This window comes from Haloprofundus salinisoli, assembly GCF_020097815.1.
GTDB lineage: Archaea > Halobacteriota > Halobacteria > Halobacteriales > Haloferacaceae > Haloprofundus > Haloprofundus salinisoli.
The window spans coordinates 2314723-2340830 of sequence record NZ_CP083663.1 but is presented as its reverse complement, the minus strand read 5'-3'; the positions used below and the strand labels follow the sequence as shown (position 1 = coordinate 2340830).

Below are 26108 nucleotides of genomic sequence, written 5' to 3'. Positions count from 1 at the left end.
GTATTTACTCGCTTATGAGTTTTTCGAATATCTGATATGTACGTCACTAACAACCACGACAGATAGACGGCGTGTTTCCGCACACCATGGATGGGTGTATCGTGGAGCGTGCCAGTACGGGACGTTCGGTTTCCCAAAACAATTTACCACGGGTTGTGAACGTGTAGGTCGAGTTCCACGAGTGCCGGCACCACCAACCCGTGACAACCGGACGGCACCGGAACCAGAGACAACGATGAAGCAATCTACAATCCGACGCACCGCGTTGACCGCCGTCGTGGTGTTCACCGTGCTCGCCGCGACGATGGCTCTCCTCGCACCCGCGACGACGGGGACGGTCGCTGCACAGACCGACGGAACCGCCAACGACTCCGCGAACGGAACCGCGACGCTCGAATACAACGACCAGACCATCGAGAACCAGAGCGTCGTCGTCGAGGAGGCGACCATCTCGAACGGCGGCTACGTCGCCATCTTCGACGAGGGCGGCACCCTCGTCGGTCACTCCGACTACCTCGAATCAGGCGAGCAGACGAACGTCACGGTGGCGCTCAACGACTCGTTCACCGGCGACCAGGTGACCATCGCTACCGCGTACACCGACGACGGTGACGAGACGTTCAACGAGTCCGCAGACGCCCCGTACCAGGAGAACGGCGCGCCCATCAGCAGCACGGCGTACGTGACCGGCGACGGTGCGAGCGAGCAGACCACCACCTCGACGGCCGAAGAGACGACCGAAGACGGTGACACCTCCGCGGAGACGACCACCGAAGCCGCCGAAACCACCGAAGACGCTGGAGCCGCCGAGACGACCGGAGACGGTGAGACCGGCACCGACGGACCCGGCTTCGGCGTCGTCGCGGCGCTCGTCGGCCTCTTGGGCGCAGTTGCGGTCGCGCTCCGCCGCGCCTGAAGCCGTCTGACGACGAACTCTCTTTCTCTCTTTCTAGGCGCTGTCGAGCTTCGACAGACAGTCGTGACAGAAGCGGACGCCGCGCGGATTCGGCGTCCCGCACGCTCTACACGCGACCGCTCCGGAGCGTCGACTCCGCCGCGCGGTCGGCGTCAGGACGAACTGGCCGCTGCGCCCGAACTCCTCGTCGGTCTCGTCGAGCAGTCGCTCGACGAGGCGGTCGTCTCGGAGTTTGTGGAGGCCGTGCCAGAGACCGAGAAACAGCGCCGAGGGTGCGACGATGACGAACCCGGCGACGAGCATTCGAAACAGCAGTTCCATCCGCACCGACGATAGCGAACGCCGGATATTCATCGTTTCGCAGGCTGAGATGACCGTCTCGGTGGTGTGACGGTCCGACGACCGAGAACTGGAGTCGTGGACGACTCAGTAGCGAGTTCTCAGTCGTCGGTCGGTTCGGCTTCGACGGTCGGGGCACCTCGGGCCGACGAGAGGTCGACGTTGCGCCACGTCCCCCGGCGGTACCAGAGGATGGCGATGACGCCACCGACGACGTTCGAGACGGCGAAGCCGAGCCAGATACCCGACGACCCGAGACCGAATCCGAAGTCGGTCGCTCCGAAGAAGGCCACCGGGAGGCGGACGAGGCCGAGCATCGACACCGAGATGATGGCGGCGACGACGGTCTTGCCCGCGCCGCGGAAGCTCCCGACGAACGACTGGACGATGCCGATGAAACCGAACGTCGGCGCGACGTAGCGGAGGAACTCCGCGCCGATGGTGATGACCTCCTGGTTGTCGGTGAACACCCCGACGATGGGCCGGGCGGCGAACCAGGTGACGACCCCCAACGCCGAGAGAACGACGAACATCGTCAACGCGGCGCTGGTTGCGGCCTTCTCGGCGCGGTCGGGTTTGTTCGCACCGATGTTCTGGCCGGTCATCGTCTCGACGCCGCGGGCGACGGCGAGCGCGGGGAGGAAGATGACCGACAGCACCCGCGTCCCGACGCCGTAGGCGGCGACGACGTTCGTCGAGAACAGCCCGACGACGATGAGCAGCAGGTTGATGGAGATGGCGCGACCGGAGCCCTCGACGGACGCGGGGAGGCCGATGGCGAGCAGCTTCCGCGCGTAGCCGAAGTCAGGAACCATCTCGCTGAGGTGGATCTCCACGCCGCGGGTGCCGTTGAACATGATCGCCAGTCCCACGGCCAGCGCCAGCGCCCGCGAGAAGATGGTGGCGACGGCCGCCCCGGTGATGCCCGAGCCGGTGTAGCCCGTCGCGGCGAACAGCGTCGTCTGAAGGCTCTCCATCCCGAGCATCGCAAAGAGGGGGTTGTCGTCGAAGCCGAAGATGAGGAACGGGTCGAGGAAGATGTTGAGGACGACGGAGCCGAACATGACGAGCATCGGCGTGACGGTGTCGCCGTAGCCGCGCATCAGCGCGACGAAGACGAAGAAGCCGAACATGAACATGAGACCGAGCGAGATGACCTGCATGTAACTCGTCGCCATCGGGAGCACCTCGGGGGAGGCCCCGAAGATGCCCAGCAGTTGTTCGACGAAGACGAAGCCGAACAGTCCGAGGACGAGCGCGGCCAGAAGCGAAAACGTCACCGTCTGCGACGCCGCGTACTCGGCCTTCTTCGCGTCGTTCGCGCCCGTGTGCTGGGCGACGAGGACGCTCCCGGCGACGGAGAAGCCCATCCCGATGGCGATGAGCAGAAACACCATCGGGAACGCGAAGCTGATGGCCGCGAGCGCGGCGGTGTCGTACTGCCCCAGCCAGAACGTGTCGGCGAGGTTGTACGCCGTCTGCAGCAGGTTCGTGAGAACGATGGGCAAAGAGAGGTAGAACAGCGGTTTCACGATGCCGCCCGACGTGAGGTCGACGTCCTCGGGGCCTTTGAACACGCTGTCGATGCGGTCGAGCAGACTCACTCGGCGCGCACCTCGGTTCGCCTCGGCGATTCGTCCGATACCACTGCCGTCTCTACGTAGTTGCGTATCATCTCTCTCATCTTGTCTGCGTCGTGACCGACCGCGACCCGTCGCGTCTGCGCGCCGTCGATGGCGGTGAGGAGGAACTCGGCCGTCCGTTCGGGCTCGACGTCGTCGTCGAACGCGCCCGACTCGACGCCGGAGTCGAGGACTCGCTCGAACTCCGCGCGGAGACGGGTCTCGAAGCCGAGCAGTCGCTCCCGGTACGCCTTCTCGTACGGGGCCTGCGCCGTCAGTTCGAGCATCGCCGTCTGGAATTCGCCGGAGTCGCCCTCGGCGGACGGACAGGCGACGTCCAAGAGCGCGAACAGTCTCGCCGTCGGGTCGTCCGCGTCGATGGCTGCGATCTTCCGGGCGAACCGCTCGTCGAGGAACTCCAGAAACGAGACCAACAGGTCGTGCTTGCCGTCGAAGTGGTAATGGAGGGTCGCTTTGCTCTTCGAGGACTCGTCGGCGATGTCACGCATCGTCAACGCGGCGTACCCCCGCTTGCAGAGCGCGCGGTACGTCGCGCGCATCAGTTCGTCTGTGGTTTCCTCGGCCATAGATAGATGTCGACTGACTGGTCGGTCAGGTTCTTGGTGGTACTAACCGTCCGGTCAGTTAAACTGTTTCGCAACAGGTCGGTGGTGCTGGTATGGTATCTGGAGTCGTGATTGCAGCGGTGAAATTGGGTTTAGAGACATGTCTACGACTGTTTCATCGAAAGGTTGGAACAGATTTGAACTTCGGTCGTTCCGCTCACTCCGTTCGCTTCGCTTCCGAGTTCAAACTGCCGTCACCATTTTCGATCCCACGGACTCCTCGCTTTGCTCACGACTGCGCCGTTCGCATCGCTCGTCGTTGCGAGGAATCAGAAAATGGGTTGGGGCAGAATTTCTTGACCATTGATAGACACTCGGCTACGCTAACGAACTGCTCGGACACGAATTGACATGTCTGACTCATGATTCTAACTCCAAACGATCGAGGTGCGGTCGACGACGATTCTCCATCTCCTCCAGCGCAGTCGCCTTGTCGTAATGCCGTTTGATGACGCGCTGAGACGCGTTCACCCGCTTCGAGACGACCTCTGGCGGCAGGCCACAATCGAGTTGCCACGTAATCGAACCCGTCCGAATCTGGTGCGGCGACCTCGACGACGGGCACTTGCTCGCCTCGTACGGCTCTAAGAAACCGCACGCCGCGCGTTCGCTCCCGTGCGGACACGGACCGAACAGGCACGGAAGCGTCGCCGTGTACGTGTAGCACCGAAGAGCGCTGAGAGACCCACGTCCCTCCCTGGTAGTGAACAGCGGCTGTCGAGCGTAGTCGTCGCGTTTCCGCCAGCGGTCGCCTTCGATGTACGCCTGAATCGCCTCGCATACCTCACGAGGAACGCCAACCGGGCGTTCACCCTTACTCTTGTTCTTCAGCGGCGTTCCCGTCTTCGGACGGTGCTTGAAGTCGATGTACTGCTCATCGAGGTACACATCCCGAAGGTCGAGCGCACGGATAGAGCCGATACGCGCGGCCGTGAACCACAATACCTCGAAGAGTGCGTGCCGTCGAGAACCGAAGTCTTCGTCGCTATTTCGGTAGTAGTTCAGTAACTTCTGTGCCTGATCCGTGTCGAGTTTCTTGTCGCTACTCTGCTCCGCCGCGTCGACGTTCGGGATGTGGACCCGTTCGGCCAGTCCGTCCTCGACTAGTTCGATGCGTTCCAGGTACTCGATGAAGTTCTTGAGCGTCTGCATCTCACCGGCGAGCGTCGTCGCCGCGAGACCATCACCGCGACGGGCCGTCTGGTACGTCTCGAAATCCCAGCCGTTCAGTTCGCTCACCGATTCGATGGGCTGATCCTCGCACCACTCGACGAACTGCTTCAGTCGGTAGTGGTAGGTCTTCACCGTTCCAGTCGTCGCCTCCGTCCGTCGGTGGTCGACATAGCGCCGCCACGCCACTCGCGGCTTCATATCGTCCGGGCCGCGACTCATCGAGTGCTCACCACCGGAAGAGTTGACATAGTTCGCATTGAAGCCCGGCCTATGTCCGAAGAAGGCACCGAGATGCATGGAAAGGCCACAATCCAAGAAGACGGCAGTTCCGTTGTCGTCACCCTGCCGAAGGAAGCGGTCGAACACTCCGGCGTCGAGATCGGCGAGCAGGTCAACATCGGCAGTACCGAAGATGGACCGGTCGTGCTACTTCCGTGGAGTGAGGACGACATCCGCGAGATAATGGACGAGTAGACCGTCATTGTCCTGCCTCCTGACGAGCCTCTTCTCTGGCTACGCTTTGGGCTGTCTGAGCTGTTTCTGCGACTTGCTTCAGTAGGGTCGCTCTCAGTTGCTCAACGCGTACGCGATTCGCGCAGGGTCTACAAACGCTTCTGTGAATCTGCGCGTCGAAGCCTTCGGCCGGACGACAACCACAGACCTCACAGTCAGTGTCGTCGCTCTTATCAAAGGGCAATGCCTCCGTCTGTTTGCGGGGTCTTAGCCCCGTATTCCTAGTTTCCGTCATGGGTTTTGACGGAGCATTCCGGCGGGCAGTGATTCCAGCACTGCCCGCAGGACCTACAAAATCATCACCAGCCGACAGCCTGTCTCACAACTCCGCGTTTAGCACAAAATTGCTATCATCACATATAAGTTACGCAGTCACTATTTCAGTATCTTAGAACATGAAACGCATATGCGCTGTGAATAGGTAACCACAGCCTGTATCCGTGACTAATGAGACAGTCCGGGACGTGGATGACTATCTGGGATGATAGAATCCTAGAATACATTCGCGAAGAGGGGTCTGGTTCCCCGAAACAACTCGTAGATAGCGGTTACATCAAGGTCTCTCGCCAACATATCTCTCGACGACTCCAGAAACTCGCTGAACATGGGATGCTCACAGCTCTGGGGAATGGTGTATACATCATCACCGACAAAGGAGAAGAGTATCTAGACGGAGAATGGGATGCTGAGGAAGATCGCCCTGTCGAGGCGGTCGACAACGAAAGCGAGAACGGAAACGGAGACGGATTCGCAGAGTCGGAATCGTAGAGAAATTACTCAATGTCGCCTGTGAGGAAGACTGGTCGCTGGCAGTGTGGACTCGACGATAGAATCTTGGAGTTTCTCCAAATCGAAGGATGGTGTTCTCCCGAGTTGATTTCTTGTGAGGTGAGTGCCGACGCTTCGGAGCGTCGAGTACGAGAGCGCTGTTATGTGCTCGCTCACGCTGGGTTAGTGTCGCCGATTACGGACGATGCTGGAGCCGAGGTGTTCGAGATCACGGGTTGGGGTGAGTTGTATCTGCGAGGAGAGGTCGATGCCGAGTTGATGCGTCCAATTCCAAAACCAAGGCCACCGGATAAGGTGAGACCGGGGGATTGGGCGGGTTTCGTTTGACTTACTGTTAAGTTCCGTTCTCAATATAGGAATCAAGGGTTTCGCTTCTCTTCTGCATGCCCATTATGTCACTCAGGTGTAAATAATACTTAGTCCAAAGTGTACTCTCTGCTTTCTGAACTTGTGCATTCCAAGTGTTTACCATAATTCGGTTGAGACTATCGTATTGTGTTACCAATATTTGGAGAATGAGGATAGGATCCATGGGTGGATATGTGAGACGTGGTTTGTCAAGAGGTGTTGAACAGTAATGTGGTTCGTGATGTTTTATGCCAGTTGGAAGGTGTTTCTTTTTGAAAGCCCCACCACTTTGTAGATGTGTAATTGGCTTCGACTCGTCGTCGCCACCGAGATCTATATCGAAGTGATATCGTTTTGCAACTCGCCAACTGCTTTGCATACTTTCAGCGCCCCAACAGCAGGGCGCATCAATGTGCTTGTTTTCGTCACTACCGCGCAATTCCGTATCTCCCTGGGCAAGCAACGTGAGATTGAGAGAATAGTCATCATACGTCCCATCTTCTACATGAATTAATCCACCGATGAGAGCGAAACCCTCTGCTTTGGAGAAATCACGTGCGTTTTGTCTCTGAGCTTGCTCTTCTGGCCCAGTTATCGGAAGTACCCAGTTGGGAGTAATGTCTAACTTCCAGTTCTCGGAATCCATTTTCTGCAACTCGGCGCGTTTAGTTCTAAATGAATCTTTATTACGTGCTAACACACCGCCGAGATTGTAGAGATATTCCAGCTCAGAAATCAATAACTCATACAATTTGTCAGGTTCCGGAAGCAAATCTTCCGATGAGGTTTTTGTCGACATTTGTACTTAGATATCTTCAGCAGTTCGGTAATCCTCGAATCCTCCTTCACGCGAGTGATGAAGATTGCTACAGTGGAAATGGACCGGATAAGTTGCGTCTTTACCTTCGATACTCGCCGCTACAGTGTCAGGGTGTGGATCACCACATGCTGTACAGATGGAATGATGGTCATCATCCACTCCAAGTAAATTAGGAGCTGCAGCATGGATTTCACCGATAGTTTGGTCGCGCGATTGAGCTAAGTCGACGACAGCCTCGATGAGTTCAGATGTCCACCAGAGCGGGTTGATTCTATGGTGAAAAATGCCGTCGTAAGTGAACTCCCCATATTCTGTCTCGTACAACTCTGTTATGTATTGGTCTAAGTAATCTGGCTTCACTCCAAGTTTTGTCGCTGTCCAGTTGCAGTCTAAGAGTGGCCCTGGTGTCTTGAGAAACCGGTGCCGTACCCAGTCCGCAAATTCGAGGCTGCTACCTCCCTCTTCTGTTGGGTCAGTTTTCAGACCGTTTGAGAATGTACGCGGAATAAGGCTTTTCAGTTCCTCATCAAGACCCTCTGGTGGGTTAAGCGTTGCAAGCAACGCTTTGAGTCCGTCACCACGCGCTGCCTCAACGCGTTGGTAATCGTTGATATCCCCTTCAAGATTCTTAGCTCCCGCACGTGATGAAATATCCTTTAATGGCAATGTTGACTGAAATTGATGTTCACTAGCTGGTGTCCGTAGTTCATTAAGCGACCCTCCCGTGAACCCGTATATTGGTGTATTCTGCAGATGTTCCCGAACGGAACCAGCCATAGTCAACCCCTTGCCAAGGAACTCCCCCTGCTCATTCAGCATCCAGTCGATTAGAACGAGATCTGCATCGGGGTGGTCGTTTTGATTGAGCTTTTCTGCCGCTTTTTGAGGATGAGTGAAAATGACTGACAAATTGGACATTTGCTCCTCAAGGACTTCTGCATGTTTTTCTTTCCGACTTTCTGTGTCATCTATCCACCAGATAACATAATCACTCATTGATAGTCACCTCCATACACGTAGTCCATTCATCGACCTCAACAAATTTCGCATGCCCACCATGCTTTTCGGCGATATTGCGAACGATACTGAGGCCAAGTCCAGTCCCTTTGCCAAGTTGCTCACTGAGTTCTTCGGGCATTTGTTGCGATAAGTCATCATAAATATTATCCGCAGGATCGGAGATGAGTGGTTCAAACGCCTCCTCTCGTGCTTCTTTTGGAATTCCGACACCGTTGTCGTACACTCGGAGACTGATTCCCTCATCAGTCGAGGTACCTTCCACGAGAATTTCCCCCCCATCCTCGGCGGTTGTTCCTATTGCTTTGATACTATTTGTGACCAAATTGACCACTATAGAATAAAGCTCTGATTTGTACATTGGTGGCGTCTTCAGTAGAGTTGGAATCTCAGTCGAAGTGTCTACCCCATAGTAATTTGCGATATATTCTGTGGCATCAACAACGTCGTCCACGACCTCGCTTATTGAAACAGGTTCTGCCTGTTTTCGATTGCCGGTTTCCATGAAGATGCCAAATAGCTCCATCTGACTCTCGAACCGGTCTTGCATTGCTCGAAGATCGGTTATCACATCAAGGAATTTCGACCTCTGATTTTCTGGGAGGTCGTCTAAAGTAGTCTCAATTTTTGAAGCGTTGCTGGCAAGGTCGTTAACCATTGAGCGAAGCTCATGAGAAAACGAAAATACGACTTGATTAACAGAAAATGCTGAGCGGAAGAAATCAATCTCTTGCTCCTTCTGGTCTAGTGAACCACGGATGACCTTGGTAGCGGTCTCAACCGCTTCATCAGAGACTTGTCGGTCTTGCTCAGGGACCGTTTCTGTTGCTGTGCTTGCTACACCCTCTAGAAGGTTTAGAGCGCTGTCAACAGGCTCCTTTGATTTTTCTGATTCTGTAGATTTCCCACTGGGTCCAGATGTCGTAGATTCTTCATCCGACTTGTTTGTTGACCATTGGTCAAGTGTTTTTTTGGAATCTTCATCGGTTGAATCTCTAGTCTCACTATCTTTAATCTCCTGGTTGAATTTTTCTGTTTCTTCTTTGAGGCGCTCTTTTTTCTGCAGTGCTTTATAATTACTCCACTGCAGGGTCAACCATTGCAAACTGAGACGGACAATTTTCCTGAGATCGTCGAATAGATCATCATCGATGAAATCTTCTCGATTTGATGCCATGGTCAAATCGGCATCGGAATCAATCATCACTCGGCCAATCAAATTTCGATTATTCGGACCAGAAAGAAGTACTCTGTTGAAATCGATATGCAGTTCTAAAGAATCAGAGATACCTTTGAACGTTTCATCGGGACTTCTTCCTTTATGTGTTCCTCTATCTTGGTCGATACCTAACCAGTCATCGTCTGGGCCTCCGTATGAGAAAACTCGAAAGCCCCCTTTGTAGACGCGGACTCCACCCTGTTCCTGTGTGATTTCGCGAGCCCGTGTGATGCTAAGTGTTTGGGGGTCCCGGTAATGTGCTTTGGTGTCAAGTGGGACATATGAAATTTTGAAGCTAGTCCCTCCTAATCCAGATGCGTCGGTAGTAAATGAGTATGACCGCTCGCCGATAAGCTTAGCATCAAGGTTTAGGGAAATTTCCCCCGTCTCACTAATCTGGCCTTCAAGACATCCCCAACTTGCTTCGTGAATCTGTTCTGAGAGTGTCCCTTCTCCTTTTTCGAATTCAGGGACATCAAACTCTATGTCAAAGCCTGGGTCGTATTCATATTGTGGACCTCGGTCCCGGGGTTGGACAACAGCTAGAGAAACTACATTGCGGCGGAGTGTGTCGAAGTCGCGCTGAGTCCATGAGTCCTGAAGATCTCGGAGACAAATGGTAGTTCCAGTACTGAGGTCCTCATCACCAGGGTACCTCTCGATATCTGGTTTAAACGTGACTTCTTCGATCTCCTGATCAGCTTCATACCGCCGCCAGTCAATCTCCAGGGACGTGCGCTCATAGACCTCATCATCCTCAAGATACGAGGTGGTGGTTAAGTCCAGTACGTGTGCCAAACGTCTGCACGCGAACCGGCCAATACCTTTATTACCGGATTTTTCACGTCCATACTTCTCCGATTTTGGATTCCTGAGCTTGTCTGTTGTGGCGATGCGCATGAAGTCATCTCTGACTTCTACTAAGCTCATACCACTGCCGTCATCCCTTACACGGATTTCGCTTCCTGTGGGATTATCAGCGGAAGCGTCCTCGAATTCGAGTATGACCTCAGTCGCATCAGCATCGTATGAATTCTTTATTAGTTCACTGACTGCAACGTGATTCCGTGTGACTAGATTCTCACCCAGCTCTTCGAGCAGCCGACTGTCAATAGTGAACATTACTTCATCGGGTGAGTCGACCATTAACTACCGAAAGTGGTGGCAAGTTTATAACTGCATGGGAGAATGTTTTTCCTATAATGAGTGCCGCGCAGGGTGCTGTGAAACTTCAAACAGGTGAACAAGTTTCGTATACAGTTCACCGACGAGATATCCAGAATCCCCGACTCACACTGAATCCAGATGGTACATTAGCGGTAATTCTACCAGATGGCACACCGAGTCAGTCACTCCTTGCTCAAAATACAGGCTGGATTGAGTCGCAATACGAGGAACAGCTCAAACACATAACTGAAATCAAAAACCAGTACGGTAACCTCATGGAGGGAATCACCCTCTGGGGGAACACTTACAATCTAATTGAGACCGATGGCGAGTACAAAATCCAAATTGACGGTGAAGCACTTATTCTACAGTCTCCCTCAGGAAGAGCACCGAAGCCGTACCTTTACAATCAAACTCGGAAGGCACTAAGACACGCTCTCCGACCCTTGGCTCAGCACTTCTGTGAAATGTACGAAACAAAATTCAGCACCCTTAGTATCCGAAATCAGCAGACAAAGTGGGCAAGTTGTTCCGGTGGTCGGAATCTCAATTTCAACGTTCGTTGTGCTTTTCTCCCGGTGCCACATATTCGTTATCTCGTCGTACACGAGGTGGCGCATCTCCTCCATCCGAAGCATACAGATTCATTCTGGGAGCTAGTTGCATCAACTGTGCCGAAGTATAGGAAACTACGCTCTGAGTTGCAAGGATTCTGGTATACCGTTCATCGAAACAATGTCTGGAAGACGCTCTTGGGCCAATCGTAAAAATTGGTGTTCTGTATCAAAATCACAACCTCCAAGAAGAGTGCTCTAGTTGAGTAGTGTATGCCGAATTTCCAGAGCACAGTAACAGGACCTAGTACGGAAGGTTCCGACAAAACACGTGTTCTGGTTCATCTCTCGTTCACCCAAACATCGCCTACAAAGGAAATTCAAGAGATTCTCGATTGTAGTAATCCAACTGCACTCAAGAGATTAAAGGAACTCCAAGATGGGGGATTTGTCACGTCGACGAAGCCGGGTCGAGGCTATCGCTGGGCACTAAATACATCTCCGCTGAATCCGTCATCAATCGTCGACGAGAGTTCAAACCGGAATTATATCCCGCTACTCAGAGAGACAATTAGTCAGGCTGCAGATTGGCTTGTCACTTCCGACGAGAGAATCGAAGATTATCCCAAAATTCAGTCTTGGCTTGCCAAGCGCGGTGTAGACACCGAGTATTCGCAGTTAATCTACGCATATCGAGTTGCAGTTTATCGCCGATTCTTGCAGGCGACGCTCTACGGACTACATCAACCTGAGTATTCCAGTCTAGATCACCTAACCGAGAACAGTCAGTGGTTGTCTCTGTTCAAGGAAGCCTACAGAATAATTGAGGATACTGGCTTCCAGCAGTCGCCTGTCGACTCACTCGTAGAAGCAGACGAGAGCATCAACCGGTTACTCTTGAGTCTACGTCACGCGCTACTCAATGACCCCCAACCAGCGAACACTCTTGCAACAGTCTACGAAGGGCTGATTTCTCAGGATGCTAGACGAGATCTCGGCCAGTTTGCAACACCAGTCCATATTGGACGATTCATGGCATCGTGGGCAGTTCAAAATCCCGACGATAGAGTACTTGATCCAGGAATCGGTGCTGGGCAGCTATCGCTACAAGTTCTCTACGAAAAGCTGAATCTCGGTTCTAATAGCCCACTCGGAGACATCACTGGAATCGATATCGACGAAGTTTCAATCACTATGGCGTCGACGGCGTTGAAACTCGTCGACGGTCCAGGCTCACCGAATCTCGAACTCGACAACTTCATCGACAAGAAGTCAGTGGAGTATACGAGTTCTGGTAAGATTGAGAGCAGATATGATGCAGTCATCGCGAATCCTCCTTATTCACGCCACCAATCGATGAGTTCGGCGGTAAAGGAAAGCCTGAATGAGACTGTTATAGAGAGAACCGGCTACGAATTTTCTGGACGAACGCCCCTCTATGCATATTTCATTGCGCACGCAGCTCAGTTTGTTGAAGATGGCGGTCGTTTGGCTTTCATTATCCCATCCAAATTTATGGATACCCAGTTTGGTCGGGACCTGAAGAGGTTCCTACTAAACGAATTCAAAATACATTCAGTCATCCAATTTGGAGACAGTATTCCAGTGTTTGAGGGCGTTAAAACCAGACCAAGTATCCTACTCTTGGAATCTAGGCATCCTCCGTTGTCACACAAAACGCAGTTTGTTAAACTTAGCGCATGGCCAGGTGTTGACTCTGCATCAGAGTTGGTAAACTCAGATGAACCACTCACAGAACACAGTGAGGTAGAGTTCGAGACGGTAATTGCACAAGACATGATCACTCCGTCAGAGCGTTGGACCCGCTTCTTCGACTCGACAGAGGTTGAGGAAATTCCTCAGCTAACTCAATTCAAAGACATTGCAACGATTAAGCGTGGAATTGCAACTGGTAAAAACGACTACTTCTGCCTATCAACAGAAGACTTGGAGGAGTATCCGATTCCAGAAAGTTTCCGTCGACGAATAATTCGGACAGCAAACGGAATGGAGAACCTCAATCTTAATCTTGACGACTGGTGTTCCTGGGAACGAGATGGTGATGAGGTGTGGCTACTCTACTGCTACGACGAGAATGGAGTTATTAGAAGAGAAAATCTCGAAGATGACTCACTCATTAAATATCTCCGAAAGGGCACTGAGCAAGGAGTTACCGACGGATATCTTGTAAGCAACCGTAACCCGTGGTATAGAGTTGAAAAGCAAGATGCTGCGCCAATTTTGGCTAAGTACATGAACAGGCATGGATTCCAGTTCATACGGAATGATGCAAATCTCCTGACGCTCAATAACATCCACACTGTTGATTTGGACTTCAAATACAATGAAGAGCAACTGAATGCTCTCCTAGCCTATCTGAACAGCCGCCTCTTTGAGCGTTTTCTCATGCAACTCAGTCGTGACTACAACGGACTCCAAAAAATCGAGATTGGTCCGTTAGAATCTGCACCTGTACTTGATCCGCGTGAGCTACCAGATTCTCTTTGCTCTCGATTGAGTTCTCTCTTCAAGGAACTCTGTAAGCAGCGCCGCAAAGGAGATGATGGCGACGATGTCCTCTCCGACATTGAAACGGAGCTCAGAGGTTTCCTTGGCATTCACTGAGAAGGCGAGGAGATAACTCACCCACAGTCCAGCGTGACTTGTATTCCACAGTTACTTCCGGAGTATCGAGAACATCAGCAATTTCAGCAACAGTGACGCTACCCTGTTCTTCGGCGAGCTGCATCAGTTCCGCAATCGCCCCTTTCGGGACGGCCGTGGTTCCGCCGCGCATGCGTACGGTGTACTTGGCGGCTTTGTCGAGTGCTTTCGACTTCGTCTTCTCGTCGAGGGCTTCTTGGAGATCCTGGAACCGCTGCTTCCGACTATCGGTCATTCTGAGCCGCATGGAATTGTTCTCAATCTCCGCCACCCTAGCTTTAGCGGCTCATTCGATACAGATGCTTTGAGGACGCTGATGGTTCTTCTCGGGCAACCAGAGGGTTCAAGTCATTCTTCTTGATTGAACAAACCGATGAAAACAGACCCAATTTCTGGCTCGGATATTCCCGATACACCCGAATTCGATGTTGGTCAACGGTACAATCGCTGGGATCTCCATGACACCTACGGTGGACAGCGCTATCGAGGGATTGCAACACCTGCCGACTCTGATGCGGTTTTCCTCTTCACTGGTGACTCTGGGAAGGACTACGGTTACGAGGACCAGTTCCTCGAAGACGGGAGGTTCATCTACACAGGAGAGGGACAGGTGGGCGACATGGAGTTCGTAGCCGGGAACAAGGCAATACGAGACCACAAGGAGAACGCTGAGCGTTTGTTCGTATTCGAGGATGTCGATAAAGCCTGGATCGTCTCCTACGTCGGTGAGTACGAGTACTCTGACCATCGGGTCGATACACTCCCCGACGAGAATGGAGACTATCGGGACGCCATCCGCTTCGAGTTGGTTCCCGTGGGCGGTACTGAAGTCGCGATCGAAGAGACCGGCGGCGGTTCTTCAGTAGACGAACTTTACAAACGCGCAAAGGCGAGTTCACCAAAGAGTGTGACGTCGAGCGAGGACACGACTTCTGGATCACGAAAGCAATACCCCAGATCTCAAGCAGTCAAAGACTACGCTCTCGCAGCAGCAGATGGAGTGTGTCAGGGCTGTGGTGAGGATGCACCGTTTGTAGACTCGAAGGGAAAACCGTTCCTCGAAGTCCATCACCTGTACCGACGAAGCGACGGCGGCGCTGACGATCCAGATAATGTTCTTGCCCTCTGTCCGAACTGCCACCGTCGAGTGCATCACGGGAAGGACGGGGATGAGTTCAATCAGACACTCATCGAGCAAACAGAGGCGACGAGATAGCGAACTTCGGAATGTTGCGGAGGACAAGCCTGAAGGCACAGAGAAATTGCACACGCTCCGTGAAACGCCGGTTCCAGCGACTAACTCAACCCAGGTTCATTTATAAATGGAGTGGAAATTTGGGGAGAACAGATTTGATCGGCGGGCGTGGGCCGTCGAGCACGACTCGTATTGCACACACGATGTGCTCTTTACATGTGCAATATTGCGGAGCGGCTTTTGTCGACGTGTGACTGCCGGGGGGTGTCCGGCGAGGGAGTGTACAGCCACCGGAAGAATAGGGTACGTTCACTCAGTTTGGATGTCCATCTGCAATTTGTACAGCTTTTCGTCAATTAGGTCGTACAAGGACTTTCCATCCAGTATTCTGTAAAGGTCATCTGATTCAAGAATCACAATATAAGTCCCCGACGAAGAAGCATTGTCGACGTACCTCTGAGCATTGTCACCAGAATCCGCCCCAGAAATACCATTCCAAGCGACTAATATTCCAAGATCGGTATTTGTTTCGCCCAGTTTCTTATCAAAGTGACCGACTTCCTTCGAAGATACGCTCGTTTCAGTGTTCTTGCACTCAACTAATGCAAATCGTGAGTGATAATCAAACAGGTTGACCTCATCACTTCCGTCATATTCCAGTACCAAGTCAATCTCACCACTCCTCGTTCTGAGATTCCTATCTCGAACTGATAGCATCGTTAGACCCTCAAACAAGTATGCTACCACTTCTTCTAGTGAATCCCCTTTTTCAGTAGAGGAATCCGCAGAATACGCCCGATATAACATCTCGCTGTATTCATCGATATCGAGACGGAAGCGCTCTGTCTTGATCTCTTGTTGATATTCAGGTACTGCTTCGGAATCTGTGAATAGCCAACGGGTGAGTTTTGTTTGATTGGGATGATATCCCGGAGGGAATTTGCCACTTCTACCCTCTGGATACTCGTCTGGGGGACTCAGGTGATCAAGTACAATTTTTGCTTTGTCTTCTCTGATATTGTGTATCTGGTACGCTTTTGGAGGATAATCTTCACCAAGGATTGCGAGATATTCACCAGTGAGTAATACAGTATACTTTGCTCTCGATGTTACATCACAAGCCAATACATACTTCGAGGTTCGCTTATCTAAGTCCTCTACTGGCCTTTTCAAAGTAGACGTCTTTTGGTTTGCACTCGCTTTGATAGCAACATATGGTGGAGAAGCTGCATCCTTTGCTGCAATTGCGGTGAAATTTATGATCTTCTCTGGGAATTCCTTTCTTATTCTGGAGGGCGTTTGATAGTCAACGTCAATAAATATATTATCTCTACTATGGCCAGCTATGTTGAGCAACTCAATAGCTGCCTGATTAAGCCGCCTCAGAAGTGATAGCTCACTCTTTCCGGGGGAGTCGTTGAACTCAGATAACTCGGAAAGTTGCTTTGCCAGCGTTACTTCGGACTGTGGCATACTTATTAGAAATAAAGATTGTAGGAAGGGATGCTAAAACTATGGGTTTCTCTGAATATCCTGTCCAGGACCGGCCATCATGGCAATATGCATTCTAACTCCGGTACAGTCCCATCCTGAACGGCCCGCACTAAATACGCCCCCTGACCAAGCCGCTGAACGTGCATCTCCTGACAATCTGGAATCGTCCCATCTTCCTCGACGATCCCATCTAATCGCAGATCCCCTTTATCCAGCGAAATAGTCGGCGTACCGCTTCGATTCGAGAGTTTTCTGAACATGGTTCACCCGACCGGCCACCCTATCGTACTTAACTTTTACCAAATTTTGACTGTCTTGTATCCACGAAATTCAAGAAATCTGAGGTTCTTGGGAGATGGGGTTTCGGTCGGGGTGTAGTATGGCAGAAAGCACAATCGACATCGAAGACTTGCTCGCGCTCGTTCTCGTCCCGTTCATCGGAGGCGTCGCGCTCGGGCTGTTCACACTCGGAATTACCATCGGCGACGGCTACGAGCTGGCGATGGTTCTCTGGTCGGGCTCTGGCGTCGAGGTCACACTCGCAGCCGTCCTGACCGTCGCCGGATTCGGCTGGGTACTGATCACGAACGAGGTTCTCGACGGTCGCGCTCAGTACGAGACGTGGGAATGGGGTATCATCGCAGTCGGCGCACTCGCAGTTCCGGCCTACGTTCTCGTCCCACCGTTTAGCGATCTCGTGAACGACTACGACGTGATTCGGCTCGTCCTGGCACTCGTCCAGTCGGGGTCGCTCGTCTACACGGGATGGACTCAGTAAGCCCATGCCCATGGAAAAATCGGACGTGTACGAGGTAGCCAATCGGGTTTCGCTGACAGTCGGTGCGTCGGCTGCGTCAATGATCGGCGTGGTCTCGACCTCGACGGACCCCGTCTGGTTCGTACTCACACCTATCGCAGTCCCGGCGGCGTTCCTGTTCGGGGACTTCCGGGCACGGAAGAAGCGACAAAAGACAGAACAGGAAGATGACTCGGAGGCAGCAAAGCTGGGCACGGAGGTAGCGAATGCCTGAGGTTCGTCACACCTGTCCAACGTGTGGGAGAGACTTCGACTCGGCGAGTAAGGCGCTCGTCTGCATGATGAACCACTCGGAGGGTGGGCGATGAGCGTCGATAGCGTGGCCGAACTCGACGGACGGGCTATGTTCGCTCTCGGAGCGATTTCGACACTCATCGGCGTGTTCGTCTCGACTGGAGTTCCGTTATGAGTCGTAGATTCGTTCGCGTCGCCCTCGCGCTCGTCGTGCTGCTGTCGGCTATCGCCGGCCCCGGCGCGGGGACGGCGGTGGCGGCAGAGGCGGGCGACTGCTCGAATCTGGACACATTCATCATGTTCCTATCGCTCGGAGCAGTGAACGGCGATTCATGTTCTCGGACGGCCTACGTTGACGCTGCTGTAGACGAGATGCAGCAGGTAGACGCAGACCAGACCGAGGTAGACATCTACAACTATGCCGAGATTCAGAAAGCGCACTCAGAGACGTACCTCGCGCAGGAAATGAACTACATCCAGGATTCCGAATCGGTCGCATGGATGAAGGTTCAGACGGCTGTTGCGAACGCCTACGAAAACGGTTCATCTCAAGCGGGCGCGAAAGCTGCTGCACGTGATGCGATTGATGACTATTACTCGGTGAAGCAGATGCAACTCCTCGACTCGTGGAACGCCTCTGCAACCGCGACCCATGCCTTCGTCGCGCAGGCGTCGCAGGAGACCGGTATCACGCAGTCGCCTATCGGCTCACAGGACGGTAGTACGGGCTACGATAACACCGATTACTGGGTTGACGAGAACGACTACGTTCACTTCAACTACGTGGCCGGCTCGTCTGAGTATTCGGACCCGTACACCTACCACGGTGCTCACGCCCGGAACATCACACTCCTCAACGGTACCCAAACACAGACTACCTCGCTGTTGCTGCGATGTGGCCCGTGTGCGAGTGGTGGACCCAACTACATTAACCCGAAAAACGGCATAGCACAGACCTCGTACGGGACTGCTGACAAAACCATCATCTCGACGCCATCGACGCACGACTATCCGCCTATTGAACTCGTGGACTGGAATGTCTACGATGAGAAGTGGAGCAAGATTCAGACCGTTCGAGACGGCCTCGTGGCTGAGTCTGACCAATTCGTGGAGGCGACGTACGGAGACTTCGAATCTGGCAAAATCAACGCCTCTGACGTTATCTCGGCGAACACGGCGATGTTCGAATTCGGGGTTCGTTCGGGCAACGAGAGTGAAGGTCTCTGGCGCTCTGCGGCGTGGCTGTCTGCGATGGGGTACGACACGCCGAATCTGAACAACTCCGGTACGATGAACGTCACCTACGGAGGCGAGACGTTCAACGGGTTGGTCATGGCTGAGAGCGCTCCTAACGGCTCTTGGCAGGCAGGAATGACCTACAACACGTCGAACATTGACGGAACGGTGTTCTTCCTGACGACAGACGGTAGGAAGGTAGACACCGACGAAGGCGACATGTTCACCCTCAACGAGATGCGGGCGAAAGACGGCAGCGAGGTTCAGACTGTCGAGACGACAAAGTACGTCTACAAGACAGCGAACACCTCTGAACTGCTGCAAATGCAGATGGAGTTAACCGAACTTCGGCAGGAAATCGAAGACAGAGAGTCGCAAGTCGGCGGCGGCGGAGGGTCCGGCGACGGCGACAGTACTGGCGGATTCGGAGATACCGAGATAGTCGGGATAGCCGTCATAGGGACGCTATTCGCCGTAATCGTCCTCACGAGAAGCTAACGACCATGAAACACATTTTTGTGCTAATCACACTGCTGACAGCGATGGGCATGGGCATGGGCGTGGTCGCCGCTGACGAGACCGCGACGACGCCGACAAACGAGACCGCGACGAACACGACGGCGAACAACTCGGTGAGTCAGGCAGTCGACCAGATACTTGCCGAGCTGGGGAACCGTTCGAACACGACCGCGACTGAAAACGAATCCTCGTTGAGTGCGAACGCTTCGAAGATCGACGCGAACGGGCCGGCGAATAGTACGACGTCCAACCCCGGATACTTGGACCGCATCGACAGTAACACCGTCCTCGTTTCGATGGAATACAACGAGTTTGACGGCGAAGACGGAGGAGAGGCGGTTATCACCATCAAGTCTGAGAAGTACCAGCAGATTCGAGTAACGGACTCTCAGGGGGCAATGCGAGCGAACGGGACGACCGGCGCGGACATTCCGACCGAAGCGAAGTGGGTGGACCGAGGCGACATGGTGACGTTCAGGCTTGAAGTCACCAAACACCGTGGTTTCGCCGGTTTCACCGTCGGCACGTCAGAGAATCTTCGAGGGTACGAACTCGTGGATAACGGGATACCAGAGAAGGAGAGCGAGACGCTGGCGAACACGTCCGGTATTGCGGGCTACGTCGGCGGTATCGTGCTGGCGGTCTCAATGTTCGTCGTCGGCGCGTTTCTGGTGCTGAGGAAAGAGGGCGGCGAACCGAGGGTGGCGCGATGAGCGAACCGATACCGACGTTCGCCGACTGGCGCGACAGGCTGACGTATCTGGTTGCGGAGGCGCAACTACTCGTCGTCGCTGTTCTCGTGGGCATGGGCTTCGTGCTGGCGCTCTGGCGGCCGTCTGTCCCGGCGGTCCCGGCGTGGTTCGTGGACTTTCTCGCAGCTGCGCTTATCTTCTGCCCGCCGCTGTTGCTAGGCGGCTACATCTTCGCCAACTGGCTTCGACGCCGCGATTGGATTACCGTTCACCATGTGAACGCGGTTGAGGACATCAACGAGAAGTACACCGTTCCGCCGAAGCTATGGCGAGAAAAGGAGGTAGAGGGTCCGAGTCCCCGGCCAATCAACGGCAATACCGCGTGGGAAGTGCGCGAATACGAGTACCTGCCGGACGTAGGTGAGGACGGAAAACTCATCGTGCGCGGTACGTGGCTGGCTGGATGCCGAGATACACAGCTACTCACGTCGAAATCCCACATGGAGGACATCCACGGCAAGCTAATAGAGGCGTATCTGGACTACGGACGGGTGCGAGCGCGCGTCTCTCGGATGGCTGGTGACATTCAGTCCAGCATAATCAACGAGGGTTCAGAGGCACGCGAGCGCGGCTTGATGATGGACCAGACGGCCGTGAAACGTGCCTACGAAGACGCAAAGGGAGATACCGACGGGTTCAGCGAGGAAGACCTGCCGACCGTCGGCGAAGACGACATTTTAAACGACGATTTCGGTCCGGAACTCGGACCGAAGGAGGTTCCTGCAGATGACTGACGACAACGACGTATACACTCCAGCACAGTACCGCGAGCATCAGGACGGCTACGGTGTTCGAGACCCGGACTCCTATCCGTTCGCGGGTATCGTCCGAGATGAGCGAGTGAGTCGTTATATGGCGGTCACAGCGTCTCACTACGACCCTGAGGCGATGAACAGACCGGGGAAGATGCCCGCGGAAGCGAAAGACCTCCGAGAGATGCAGCAGTTGCAGCGTATCGCAGCGACTGAAACCGCACGAACTGCGCTCGACGCTGGTGACATGCCGACCCTCAAGCATCTCACCGGAGATCAGCAGCAACGAGCAGACGTTTCCGGACTGAAGGCTATCGGGAAAGTCGACGATCTCATCACCGGACCAGCTCCGGTCATCGTCGTACTCGGCGAGATGGGGAAAGGGAAGACCGATTTCGCGTGTCTCCTCGGTCAGCGTTGGTTAGAACACCAATCGCAGGACGCACTCATTGGAACGAATATCCAGAGCCTCCAGGAGAAGAAGCGATGGGTCGACGACGAAGGCGATGTCCAGGACGGCTGGATACCCAACTACGGGACGTTGATGGAGTGGGTGAAACAGGACGGAGACCCGCTGTGTCACTCACAGAGGCCGAAACTGTTCTTCGGAGACGAGTTTAGCAGTGCGGCGAGCGGCGTCGGTGCCCAAGGCTACGAGACTCGGATGAAAATGGCTCCGTTGGTTTACAAGATCCGCAAGTACGGCGGCTGTCTCATCTACATCGCACACGGAGAGCGTTCGATACACCCGCTGCTCTGGCGAGTCGGAACCATCGTCAAGAAGGTCTCGAAGAAAAAGGCAATCGTCGCAGACAGCATCAAAGGCGGCCAAATCGCAGATATCCAGTTCGAGATCGAGGGAATTCCACCAACAGACTGGCGGTTCAACACGAAGGAAGCGTCCTCGTGGTCGTGGTCTGAATTCGAGGACTCGGATACTATGGGAGCCAATGACGCTATTCGGAACACAGCGATTTGGACGGTCATCCGGTGCAAAGAGGAAGGACTGACGAACCGTGAAACCGCCAAATACGTGCCGTACAGTCACGGATGGGTCGGTTCTCGATGGCGAGAGTTCCGCGAGGATGGATTGCACCGAGAAACACTTTCCAAAGTCGAGGAGGTAATCGCATGACTGCGTTGAGGTGGATAGGTGGATACGGATACAATCCCCTTGTTAGCCCATGCAGTCATTCCCTCCCTTCGGTCGGGACGGCCATGATGGGCCGGACCGTTCCCGACGAGAGTGGCGAGGAGTGTATATATAAGACGCACGCGGGGCGCGTATGAGTCGATCGCATCGGGCGAACCACTACGGGACGCTCTTCGAACGGAAAGCCTTCGAGAAGTATCGTCTCGAACCGGCGCGAGCATCGTGGCGTGATGCGGTAGATCGGGACGGAACATCGGTCGAGGTGAAGGCGACGATGCATCGCCATGCCGATGGGCAGCCAGGGACGTTCAAACTCTACCGTAAGTACCACGAGAAGCTTCGGCGACAGAATGGTGTGTATGTGTTCGGAGTCTACAAACCACGAGGCCAAGGAATCTCTGTACTGAGAACACAGATGATTCATTCGTCGAAGTTGCCACTGTTGACGTGGCATGGTGGAGGTGCTCACCGTGAGACCCAACAGGCGAAAATAGGTATTTCGGAGATATTCGGTTAGAATAGAATTATATCGGCAGTAAATCTCGTCTCAGTATGGAGCTCTCACAACGGGTGCTTTCTAGCATTTTGGCTGGAGCGGTCTGGAGCCTCATCGGAGTCGGGCTAGTCAACGAATTCACCTACTGGATTGGGTTCTGGGGCTACGGAATGACTGTCCCAGCAATAGCACTCGTTTCTCTTGTGATTGCAGTCTGTGGATATGGGTTTTCGAGAGACTGGACTCTCAGAGAAACGACTACTGCATGTGCGATCTCAGCTCTCTCGTTCGTGAGTGTCGCTATGCTCTACTTCGCTTGGTATTTCTCTACGTCGAACGGATTCGCTGCTGTGATCTCTTGGAGACCTGCATGAGGTCGAGAGCGAATAGTAAGCTAACTCCTGTCGGTGTCTCCGTACCTAAGAGTAGTCTCGGTCTTGAGTACGTCATTGCCACCGAACCAGCCCTTCCGAACCTTTGACTCTGCACGAGCCTTTGCTAAGACATCACCCTCACTCAGTGTATCCGTGTTAGTGAACACCGAGACAAAATAGAAAGTACCCGAACTCTTCCAAGGTGGTGTCAAGTGAACCTGCCAATATCCATTCTTTCCTCCATCTTGTTTCTCCAATGTTGCCGTCTTTTTATCGGAATCATCAGTGTAGACAACATTTGAGCCCATGTCTGTGATATTCGCAGCAAAAGGGAAGCTATCTTTCTGCCAGTCGTGATGGATTGTAATTCCTGTTTGCCCCCACCCAGAACCACATCCACTATTCCCCGTGATGACGTTGTGCTTCGTCACTAAGAGCATCTGATTAGGCCCATCTTCATCTGGACGGCGTACCTCGTGAATGCGGGCGCTAGTCTGGAGAAGACCCTCTGGACAGCTATCCTCACCAGAATCTGTCTCGGCCCGTACAACAACAGGGTCGGATTCTGGATCCGGTAAATCAAACCCATCGCTCCGAATCACTGCATCACTGCCTGGTGGAGAGGATATTGTAGAACAGCCAGCAAGCGATGCGCTAGCTGCGAGACTACAGGTAGTGAGAATGGAGCGTCGAGAGGGCATAGTTGATTGTTCAATGTGTTGAGCAGTGTGTTAATAAATATGGTTCAAGAAACTCCGCGACACAGCAACCCCCGGTTCGCTTGCAATGTCTCGACAACCGCCGCGGGGTGGGGTAATTTTTTCAGCAGTGCCCTTAGGCACACTCCCTAAGGGGATGTTCCTGCTTGGCAGGAACGACCCGACCGGCTTCAAGGTGATTACGCGCGATCTCCGGTGAACACCGTTCTACTCGAAACTGTGGTTCGGCCATTGTGACGGGAAAATCAGGAAGGAGTTGCCGCGTCTTCGACGATTCGAGAGTGTTGCCACTCACGGTGACGGCCGGTCAGCCGATCCAGTCCCCGGCCCGTCGAGTAAACCAATCTTCGTCGTCCGCTGACGACTCGAACATCATCTTCTCGAAGACCAGTCGGTCGCGGCCTACATTTGTCCACGCTTCGAGACCCTCGCGTAACGCTTCACCGAGATACGGCAGTACCGGGTCCGATTTCATCTCCGAAACCAGCGTTCCGATTCTGAAGCCGTTGAGAGCGTCGTCATCGCTCTGAGCGAGTTCCACACCCCACTTGTTCATCCACTTCTGCAACGCACCGTCTCGCTCCTCTCGGGCCTGCTGGTTGGCGAGACGTGCAACGCTGTCCGCACCCTTCCGAACCGCGCGTTCAGTTCGTTCCGCAATCGCGGCAATCTCTTGCTTGAACTTCATCGAGCGAAGTTCGAACTTCCCGTTCTCGTTGCGGATCACGTCTCCTAGTTCCGACAGCCAGCGGTAGATGCTCGACGTGCTGACGCCCATCTCGTCAGCGAGATCATCGTAGTGACGGCCACCGTCGGTAGCCAGCTCGAACACCATCGACTCTGCACCATCGGAGATATCACGCATCGTTTTCAGAATGAGCGCTTCTTGGGTGGCTTCGATTTCCGGCGCTGGGTTATCGTAGCGTGAGATTCGGACGTCCGACTCTTCCGGGACGAAGTGATCGTCTTCAATGAACGTTCCAGGTGCACCAGGCTGAACAGGAATCCCAGCCCAAGAGAGCACGTTGACGAGAGTCTCCTCTATCTCGTGTCGGAGGTCTCGGTGCTCGTCCCACGAGAATGCCTTGCCGTCGTTGAACGCCTTCTTCAGCAAGACACCGAACTTCGGCGAACTAAGAGCGTCTTTGTCGGTCTCCTCGTTTCGGACATACTTCGGATGGTAGCACTTCAGCTGCTTTCCGCGAGAGTGCGTCGGAATCACCATCGAGGCAGCCTCGGGCCAGAGCTTCAGCCGGTGGTTCTTCCCGATGATCTCCTCGTTGTCTCCGGCAAACACCCACTTCGTCCCTTCCTCGGACGAGAGTAGGAAGAACAGACGATAAAACGTCCCTCCAGAACGAACCAACTTCATCGACATGTCGCGCGAGATGCGGACGTACCGCTCGTACGTGTAGATGTTCGACGAGTCGTGAAGCTCGGTGAAGTAGTCGCGACGGACCATCATCGCGGCCTCGTCAGCGAGCGCACGAAATGCAGCACGGAGATGCGGCGGGTACTTCTCGGGCTCGACGTTTGATCCTTTGAAGTCTACGTCAACGCCCTCTCCGCCCGGCTCCCACGGAATCGAGAGACGGTCATCATCGGGACTTCGCATATCCTCGAACCGGGGAGAGACGTTGTAGTGGGCCTTCTTCTCACCGAGTCCCTCACAGTGAATGTCGTATTCGCGGAGTACGTCGCGGTTGACGTGATCAGTCGGCCGCGGTGCGATACCAGAATCCGAGTAGGTGAGTTTGACGTTCCACGGTTCATCCTCGAACTCGAAGTGTACCTCTCCAGAGTAGCCGTCAAAGCCCTGGTGAAGCAACTTCGCGACAGCCCAGTATGGAGAGAGACCGTTCTCGTGGAACTTCATGTGTCCCTCGACCTCGTGCGGGGCCGTGGCGACGTGTGCCATCACTCTCCCTCCTGTCGAATGAGTCCGTGGAGAACAGCGAGTACATTCCACCAGGTGACCCTCCGACAGCTACGGCAGACGTGCTGGAACGACCCAGAGAGATCGTCGGGACTCTCGACACTGACGCGCTTTACCACGACACGCTTGCAACCCGTGCATACTGCATCAGTCGGGATTCCAGATTCACCTGCCTCCGGAATACTGAGTTCGCCTTCGAAGTCGCGGCCGTTCTCGGTTCTCACTGTTCGGCACCACCTTGGGCGCGCTCAACGCGCTCGATAGCACGTCGAACATCAGCATCAGTTGCTTCTCGCGAGGAGAATGCGGTAGGTAGGTCAGTGTCGAGCGTGCGACTTCGAGTTCTGGCGTCGTAGAGACGACTCGCGCGAACGAACGTCACGCGACTTCACCTCCGTGGCGACCAGGGGATGTCTCTGGGTCAGGAATCGAGACGGAGTGTCCCGCAGCGCTCCCGCGCGAGAGACGAGCGTAGGTGTCGCACTCTCCGCAGCGATGGGCGCGACACTCCTCGTCTCCGAAAACGCGACGGAACCCGTCTGTGACGTGCGATCCGCAGTGGAGACAACTGCAGTTGTCTCTCGGCAGTCCGAGCCGAACTGCCATCTACAGAGCACCTCCGAACCCAGAAGTCTCTCGGTGGAAGAGAAGGTGGAAGAGCGGT

26 protein-coding genes are annotated in these 26108 nt (G+C 54.1%); 14 read left to right on the top strand and 12 right to left on the bottom strand.

Annotated elements, in window-relative coordinates; translation table 11 throughout:
- The first annotated feature begins 235 nt into the window (after positions 1-235).
- Entirely contained in the window at positions 236-916 is a 681-nt protein-coding gene (locus LAQ73_RS12355) for a DUF7282 domain-containing protein (protein WP_224268586.1), read from the top strand.
- 33 nt (positions 917-949) lie between these two features.
- Here the strand turns inward: LAQ73_RS12355 and LAQ73_RS12350 are convergent, their stop codons facing one another.
- The 4 genes from LAQ73_RS12350 to LAQ73_RS12335 all read right to left on the bottom strand — a co-directional run bounded on the left by LAQ73_RS12350 (position 950) and on the right by LAQ73_RS12335 (position 4895).
- The gene (locus LAQ73_RS12350) at positions 950-1237 is read right to left on the bottom strand and encodes a DUF7577 domain-containing protein (protein ID WP_224268585.1); all 288 of its coding nucleotides are present in this window, start codon (positions 1235-1237) and stop codon (positions 950-952) included.
- A 119-nt stretch (positions 1238-1356) separates the two neighbouring features.
- The gene (locus LAQ73_RS12345) at positions 1357-2859 is read right to left on the bottom strand and encodes an MATE family efflux transporter (RefSeq protein ID WP_224268584.1); all 1503 of its coding nucleotides are present in this window, start codon (positions 2857-2859) and stop codon (positions 1357-1359) included.
- Complete coding sequence (locus LAQ73_RS12340; protein ID WP_224268583.1) at positions 2856-3464, bottom strand: TetR/AcrR family transcriptional regulator; 609 nt, start codon at positions 3462-3464, stop codon at positions 2856-2858. The genes LAQ73_RS12345 and LAQ73_RS12340 overlap by 4 nt, the downstream gene beginning before the upstream one ends.
- A gap of 399 nt (positions 3465-3863) precedes the next feature.
- Positions 3864-4895, bottom strand: coding sequence for a tyrosine-type recombinase/integrase (locus LAQ73_RS12335; RefSeq protein WP_224268582.1), 1032 nt, complete (start codon positions 4893-4895; stop codon positions 3864-3866).
- Between the two features lie 51 nt (positions 4896-4946).
- Here LAQ73_RS12335 and LAQ73_RS12330 point away from each other — a divergent pair, with 51 nt between their 5' ends.
- Positions 4947-5150, top strand: coding sequence for an AbrB/MazE/SpoVT family DNA-binding domain-containing protein (locus tag LAQ73_RS12330; protein ID WP_224268581.1), 204 nt, complete (start codon positions 4947-4949; stop codon positions 5148-5150).
- A 486-nt stretch (positions 5151-5636) separates the two neighbouring features.
- Positions 5637-5957 (top strand): helix-turn-helix domain-containing protein, encoded by a 321-nt coding sequence (locus tag LAQ73_RS12325; RefSeq protein ID WP_345778386.1) that lies wholly within the window; start codon positions 5637-5639, stop codon positions 5955-5957.
- Between the two features lie 355 nt (positions 5958-6312).
- Here LAQ73_RS12325 and LAQ73_RS12320 read toward each other — a convergent pair whose 3' ends face one another.
- Genes LAQ73_RS12320 through LAQ73_RS12310 form a run of 3 tightly spaced genes read right to left on the bottom strand, consistent with a single transcriptional unit; the run spans position 6313 to position 10528 of the window.
- Positions 6313-7125, bottom strand: coding sequence for a hypothetical protein (locus LAQ73_RS12320; RefSeq protein ID WP_224268579.1), 813 nt, complete (start codon positions 7123-7125; stop codon positions 6313-6315).
- A gap of 6 nt (positions 7126-7131) precedes the next feature.
- A complete protein-coding gene (locus LAQ73_RS12315; protein WP_224268578.1) occupies positions 7132-8142 on the bottom strand; it encodes a response regulator in 1011 nt (336 codons plus the stop codon).
- Entirely contained in the window at positions 8135-10528 is a 2394-nt protein-coding gene (locus tag LAQ73_RS12310) for a sensor histidine kinase (RefSeq protein ID WP_224268577.1), read from the bottom strand. Before LAQ73_RS12310 ends, LAQ73_RS12315 begins: the two co-directional genes overlap by 8 nt.
- A 56-nt stretch (positions 10529-10584) precedes the next feature.
- On the opposite strand from LAQ73_RS12310, the gene LAQ73_RS12305 reads away from it, so the two are divergent.
- A complete protein-coding gene (locus tag LAQ73_RS12305; protein ID WP_224268576.1) occupies positions 10585-11316 on the top strand; it encodes a M48 family metallopeptidase in 732 nt (243 codons plus the stop codon).
- A 60-nt stretch (positions 11317-11376) separates the two neighbouring features.
- On the top strand, positions 11377-13728 hold the full coding sequence (locus tag LAQ73_RS12300; RefSeq protein WP_224268575.1) for an Eco57I restriction-modification methylase domain-containing protein: 2352 nt from the start codon (positions 11377-11379) through the stop codon (positions 13726-13728).
- Here the strand turns inward: LAQ73_RS12300 and LAQ73_RS12295 are convergent.
- Positions 13703-14038 (bottom strand): hypothetical protein, encoded by a 336-nt coding sequence (locus LAQ73_RS12295; protein WP_224268574.1) that lies wholly within the window; start codon positions 14036-14038, stop codon positions 13703-13705. The two genes, LAQ73_RS12300 and LAQ73_RS12295, sit on opposite strands and share 26 nt — an antisense overlap.
- A gap of 102 nt (positions 14039-14140) precedes the next feature.
- Between LAQ73_RS12295 and LAQ73_RS12290 the strand changes: the two genes are divergently transcribed.
- Positions 14141-14983 (top strand): HNH endonuclease, encoded by an 843-nt coding sequence (locus LAQ73_RS12290; RefSeq protein WP_224268573.1) that lies wholly within the window; start codon positions 14141-14143, stop codon positions 14981-14983.
- A gap of 288 nt (positions 14984-15271) precedes the next feature.
- Here the strand turns inward: LAQ73_RS12290 and LAQ73_RS12285 are convergent, their stop codons facing one another.
- Together LAQ73_RS12285 and LAQ73_RS17870 are read right to left on the bottom strand one after the other, a co-directional pair.
- Positions 15272-16435 (bottom strand): restriction endonuclease, encoded by a 1164-nt coding sequence (locus LAQ73_RS12285; protein WP_224268572.1) that lies wholly within the window; start codon positions 16433-16435, stop codon positions 15272-15274.
- A 77-nt stretch (positions 16436-16512) separates the two neighbouring features.
- Positions 16513-16716 (bottom strand): DUF8053 family protein, encoded by a 204-nt coding sequence (locus LAQ73_RS17870; protein ID WP_486606350.1) that lies wholly within the window; start codon positions 16714-16716, stop codon positions 16513-16515.
- A gap of 119 nt (positions 16717-16835) precedes the next feature.
- Here LAQ73_RS17870 and LAQ73_RS12280 point away from each other — a divergent pair, with 119 nt between their 5' ends.
- The 8 genes from LAQ73_RS12280 (at position 16836) to LAQ73_RS12250 (ending at position 22789) form a co-directional block, all read left to right on the top strand.
- Entirely contained in the window at positions 16836-17234 is a 399-nt protein-coding gene (locus LAQ73_RS12280) for a DUF8023 family protein (RefSeq protein ID WP_224268571.1), read from the top strand.
- Positions 17235-17238: 4 nt separating this feature from the next.
- On the top strand, positions 17239-17487 hold the full coding sequence (locus LAQ73_RS12275) for a hypothetical protein (protein WP_224268570.1): 249 nt from the start codon (positions 17239-17241) through the stop codon (positions 17485-17487).
- 191 nt (positions 17488-17678) lie between these two features.
- A complete protein-coding gene (locus LAQ73_RS12270) occupies positions 17679-19241 on the top strand; it encodes an Env/VP5 family phage fusion protein (protein ID WP_224268569.1) in 1563 nt (520 codons plus the stop codon).
- A gap of 56 nt (positions 19242-19297) precedes the next feature.
- Positions 19298-19975: a DUF8063 family protein gene (locus tag LAQ73_RS12265; protein ID WP_224268568.1), complete on the top strand. Its 678-nt coding sequence runs from the start codon at positions 19298-19300 to the stop codon at positions 19973-19975.
- A complete protein-coding gene (locus LAQ73_RS12260; protein WP_224268567.1) occupies positions 19972-20748 on the top strand; it encodes a hypothetical protein in 777 nt (258 codons plus the stop codon). Before LAQ73_RS12265 ends, LAQ73_RS12260 begins: the two co-directional genes overlap by 4 nt.
- A complete protein-coding gene (locus tag LAQ73_RS12255; protein WP_224268566.1) occupies positions 20741-21901 on the top strand; it encodes a hypothetical protein in 1161 nt (386 codons plus the stop codon). Before LAQ73_RS12260 ends, LAQ73_RS12255 begins: the two co-directional genes overlap by 8 nt.
- Positions 21902-22052: 151 nt before the next feature.
- A complete protein-coding gene (locus LAQ73_RS17865) occupies positions 22053-22436 on the top strand; it encodes a PD-(D/E)XK family putative nuclease (RefSeq protein ID WP_486606349.1) in 384 nt (127 codons plus the stop codon).
- 35 nt (positions 22437-22471) lie between these two features.
- Complete coding sequence (locus LAQ73_RS12250; protein ID WP_224268565.1) at positions 22472-22789, top strand: hypothetical protein; 318 nt, start codon at positions 22472-22474, stop codon at positions 22787-22789.
- 1026 nt (positions 22790-23815) lie between these two features.
- Here LAQ73_RS12250 and LAQ73_RS12245 read toward each other — a convergent pair.
- Together LAQ73_RS12245 and LAQ73_RS17760 are read right to left on the bottom strand one after the other, a co-directional pair.
- The gene (locus LAQ73_RS12245) at positions 23816-25426 is read right to left on the bottom strand and encodes a DUF7845 domain-containing protein (RefSeq protein WP_224268564.1); all 1611 of its coding nucleotides are present in this window, start codon (positions 25424-25426) and stop codon (positions 23816-23818) included.
- A 396-nt stretch (positions 25427-25822) separates the two neighbouring features.
- Positions 25823-26050, bottom strand: a complete 228-nt coding sequence (locus LAQ73_RS17760; protein ID WP_224268563.1) for a DUF7563 family protein — start codon at positions 26048-26050, stop codon at positions 25823-25825.
- Positions 26051-26108 lie beyond the last annotated feature (58 nt).

Bases quoted from the DNA above. Each gene is read 5' to 3' on its own strand.
- LAQ73_RS12285 (WP_224268572.1), bottom strand. From the start codon at position 16,435: ATGCCACAGTCCGAAGTAACGCTGGCAAAGCAACTTTCCGAGTTATCT.
- LAQ73_RS12260 (WP_224268567.1), top strand. From the start codon at position 19,972: ATGAGCGAACCGATACCGACGTTCGCCGACTGGCGCGACAGGCTGACG.
- LAQ73_RS12340 (WP_224268583.1), bottom strand. From the start codon at position 3,464: ATGGCCGAGGAAACCACAGACGAACTGATGCGCGCGACGTACCGCGCG.
- LAQ73_RS12310 (WP_224268577.1), bottom strand. From the start codon at position 10,528: ATGGTCGACTCACCCGATGAAGTAATGTTCACTATTGACAGTCGGCTG.
- LAQ73_RS12275 (WP_224268570.1), top strand. From the start codon at position 17,239: ATGCCCATGGAAAAATCGGACGTGTACGAGGTAGCCAATCGGGTTTCG.
- LAQ73_RS12280 (WP_224268571.1), top strand. From the start codon at position 16,836: ATGGCAGAAAGCACAATCGACATCGAAGACTTGCTCGCGCTCGTTCTC.
- LAQ73_RS12300 (WP_224268575.1), top strand. From the start codon at position 11,377: ATGCCGAATTTCCAGAGCACAGTAACAGGACCTAGTACGGAAGGTTCC.
- LAQ73_RS12305 (WP_224268576.1), top strand. From the start codon at position 10,585: ATGAGTGCCGCGCAGGGTGCTGTGAAACTTCAAACAGGTGAACAAGTT.
- LAQ73_RS12245 (WP_224268564.1), bottom strand. From the start codon at position 25,426: ATGGCACACGTCGCCACGGCCCCGCACGAGGTCGAGGGACACATGAAG.
- LAQ73_RS12335 (WP_224268582.1), bottom strand. From the start codon at position 4,895: ATGAGTCGCGGCCCGGACGATATGAAGCCGCGAGTGGCGTGGCGGCGC.
- LAQ73_RS12350 (WP_224268585.1), bottom strand. From the start codon at position 1,237: ATGGAACTGCTGTTTCGAATGCTCGTCGCCGGGTTCGTCATCGTCGCA.
- LAQ73_RS12265 (WP_224268568.1), top strand. From the start codon at position 19,298: ATGGGCGTGGTCGCCGCTGACGAGACCGCGACGACGCCGACAAACGAG.
- LAQ73_RS17760 (WP_224268563.1), bottom strand. From the start codon at position 26,050: ATGGCAGTTCGGCTCGGACTGCCGAGAGACAACTGCAGTTGTCTCCAC.
- LAQ73_RS17870 (WP_486606350.1), bottom strand. From the start codon at position 16,716: ATGTTCAGAAAACTCTCGAATCGAAGCGGTACGCCGACTATTTCGCTG.
- LAQ73_RS12250 (WP_224268565.1), top strand. From the start codon at position 22,472: ATGGAGCTCTCACAACGGGTGCTTTCTAGCATTTTGGCTGGAGCGGTC.
- LAQ73_RS12290 (WP_224268573.1), top strand. From the start codon at position 14,141: ATGAAAACAGACCCAATTTCTGGCTCGGATATTCCCGATACACCCGAA.
- LAQ73_RS17865 (WP_486606349.1), top strand. From the start codon at position 22,053: ATGAGTCGATCGCATCGGGCGAACCACTACGGGACGCTCTTCGAACGG.
- LAQ73_RS12320 (WP_224268579.1), bottom strand. From the start codon at position 7,125: ATGTCGACAAAAACCTCATCGGAAGATTTGCTTCCGGAACCTGACAAA.
- LAQ73_RS12325 (WP_345778386.1), top strand. From the start codon at position 5,637: ATGAGACAGTCCGGGACGTGGATGACTATCTGGGATGATAGAATCCTA.
- LAQ73_RS12355 (WP_224268586.1), top strand. From the start codon at position 236: ATGAAGCAATCTACAATCCGACGCACCGCGTTGACCGCCGTCGTGGTG.
- LAQ73_RS12270 (WP_224268569.1), top strand. From the start codon at position 17,679: ATGAGTCGTAGATTCGTTCGCGTCGCCCTCGCGCTCGTCGTGCTGCTG.
- LAQ73_RS12330 (WP_224268581.1), top strand. From the start codon at position 4,947: ATGTCCGAAGAAGGCACCGAGATGCATGGAAAGGCCACAATCCAAGAA.
- LAQ73_RS12255 (WP_224268566.1), top strand. From the start codon at position 20,741: ATGACTGACGACAACGACGTATACACTCCAGCACAGTACCGCGAGCAT.
- LAQ73_RS12315 (WP_224268578.1), bottom strand. From the start codon at position 8,142: ATGAGTGATTATGTTATCTGGTGGATAGATGACACAGAAAGTCGGAAA.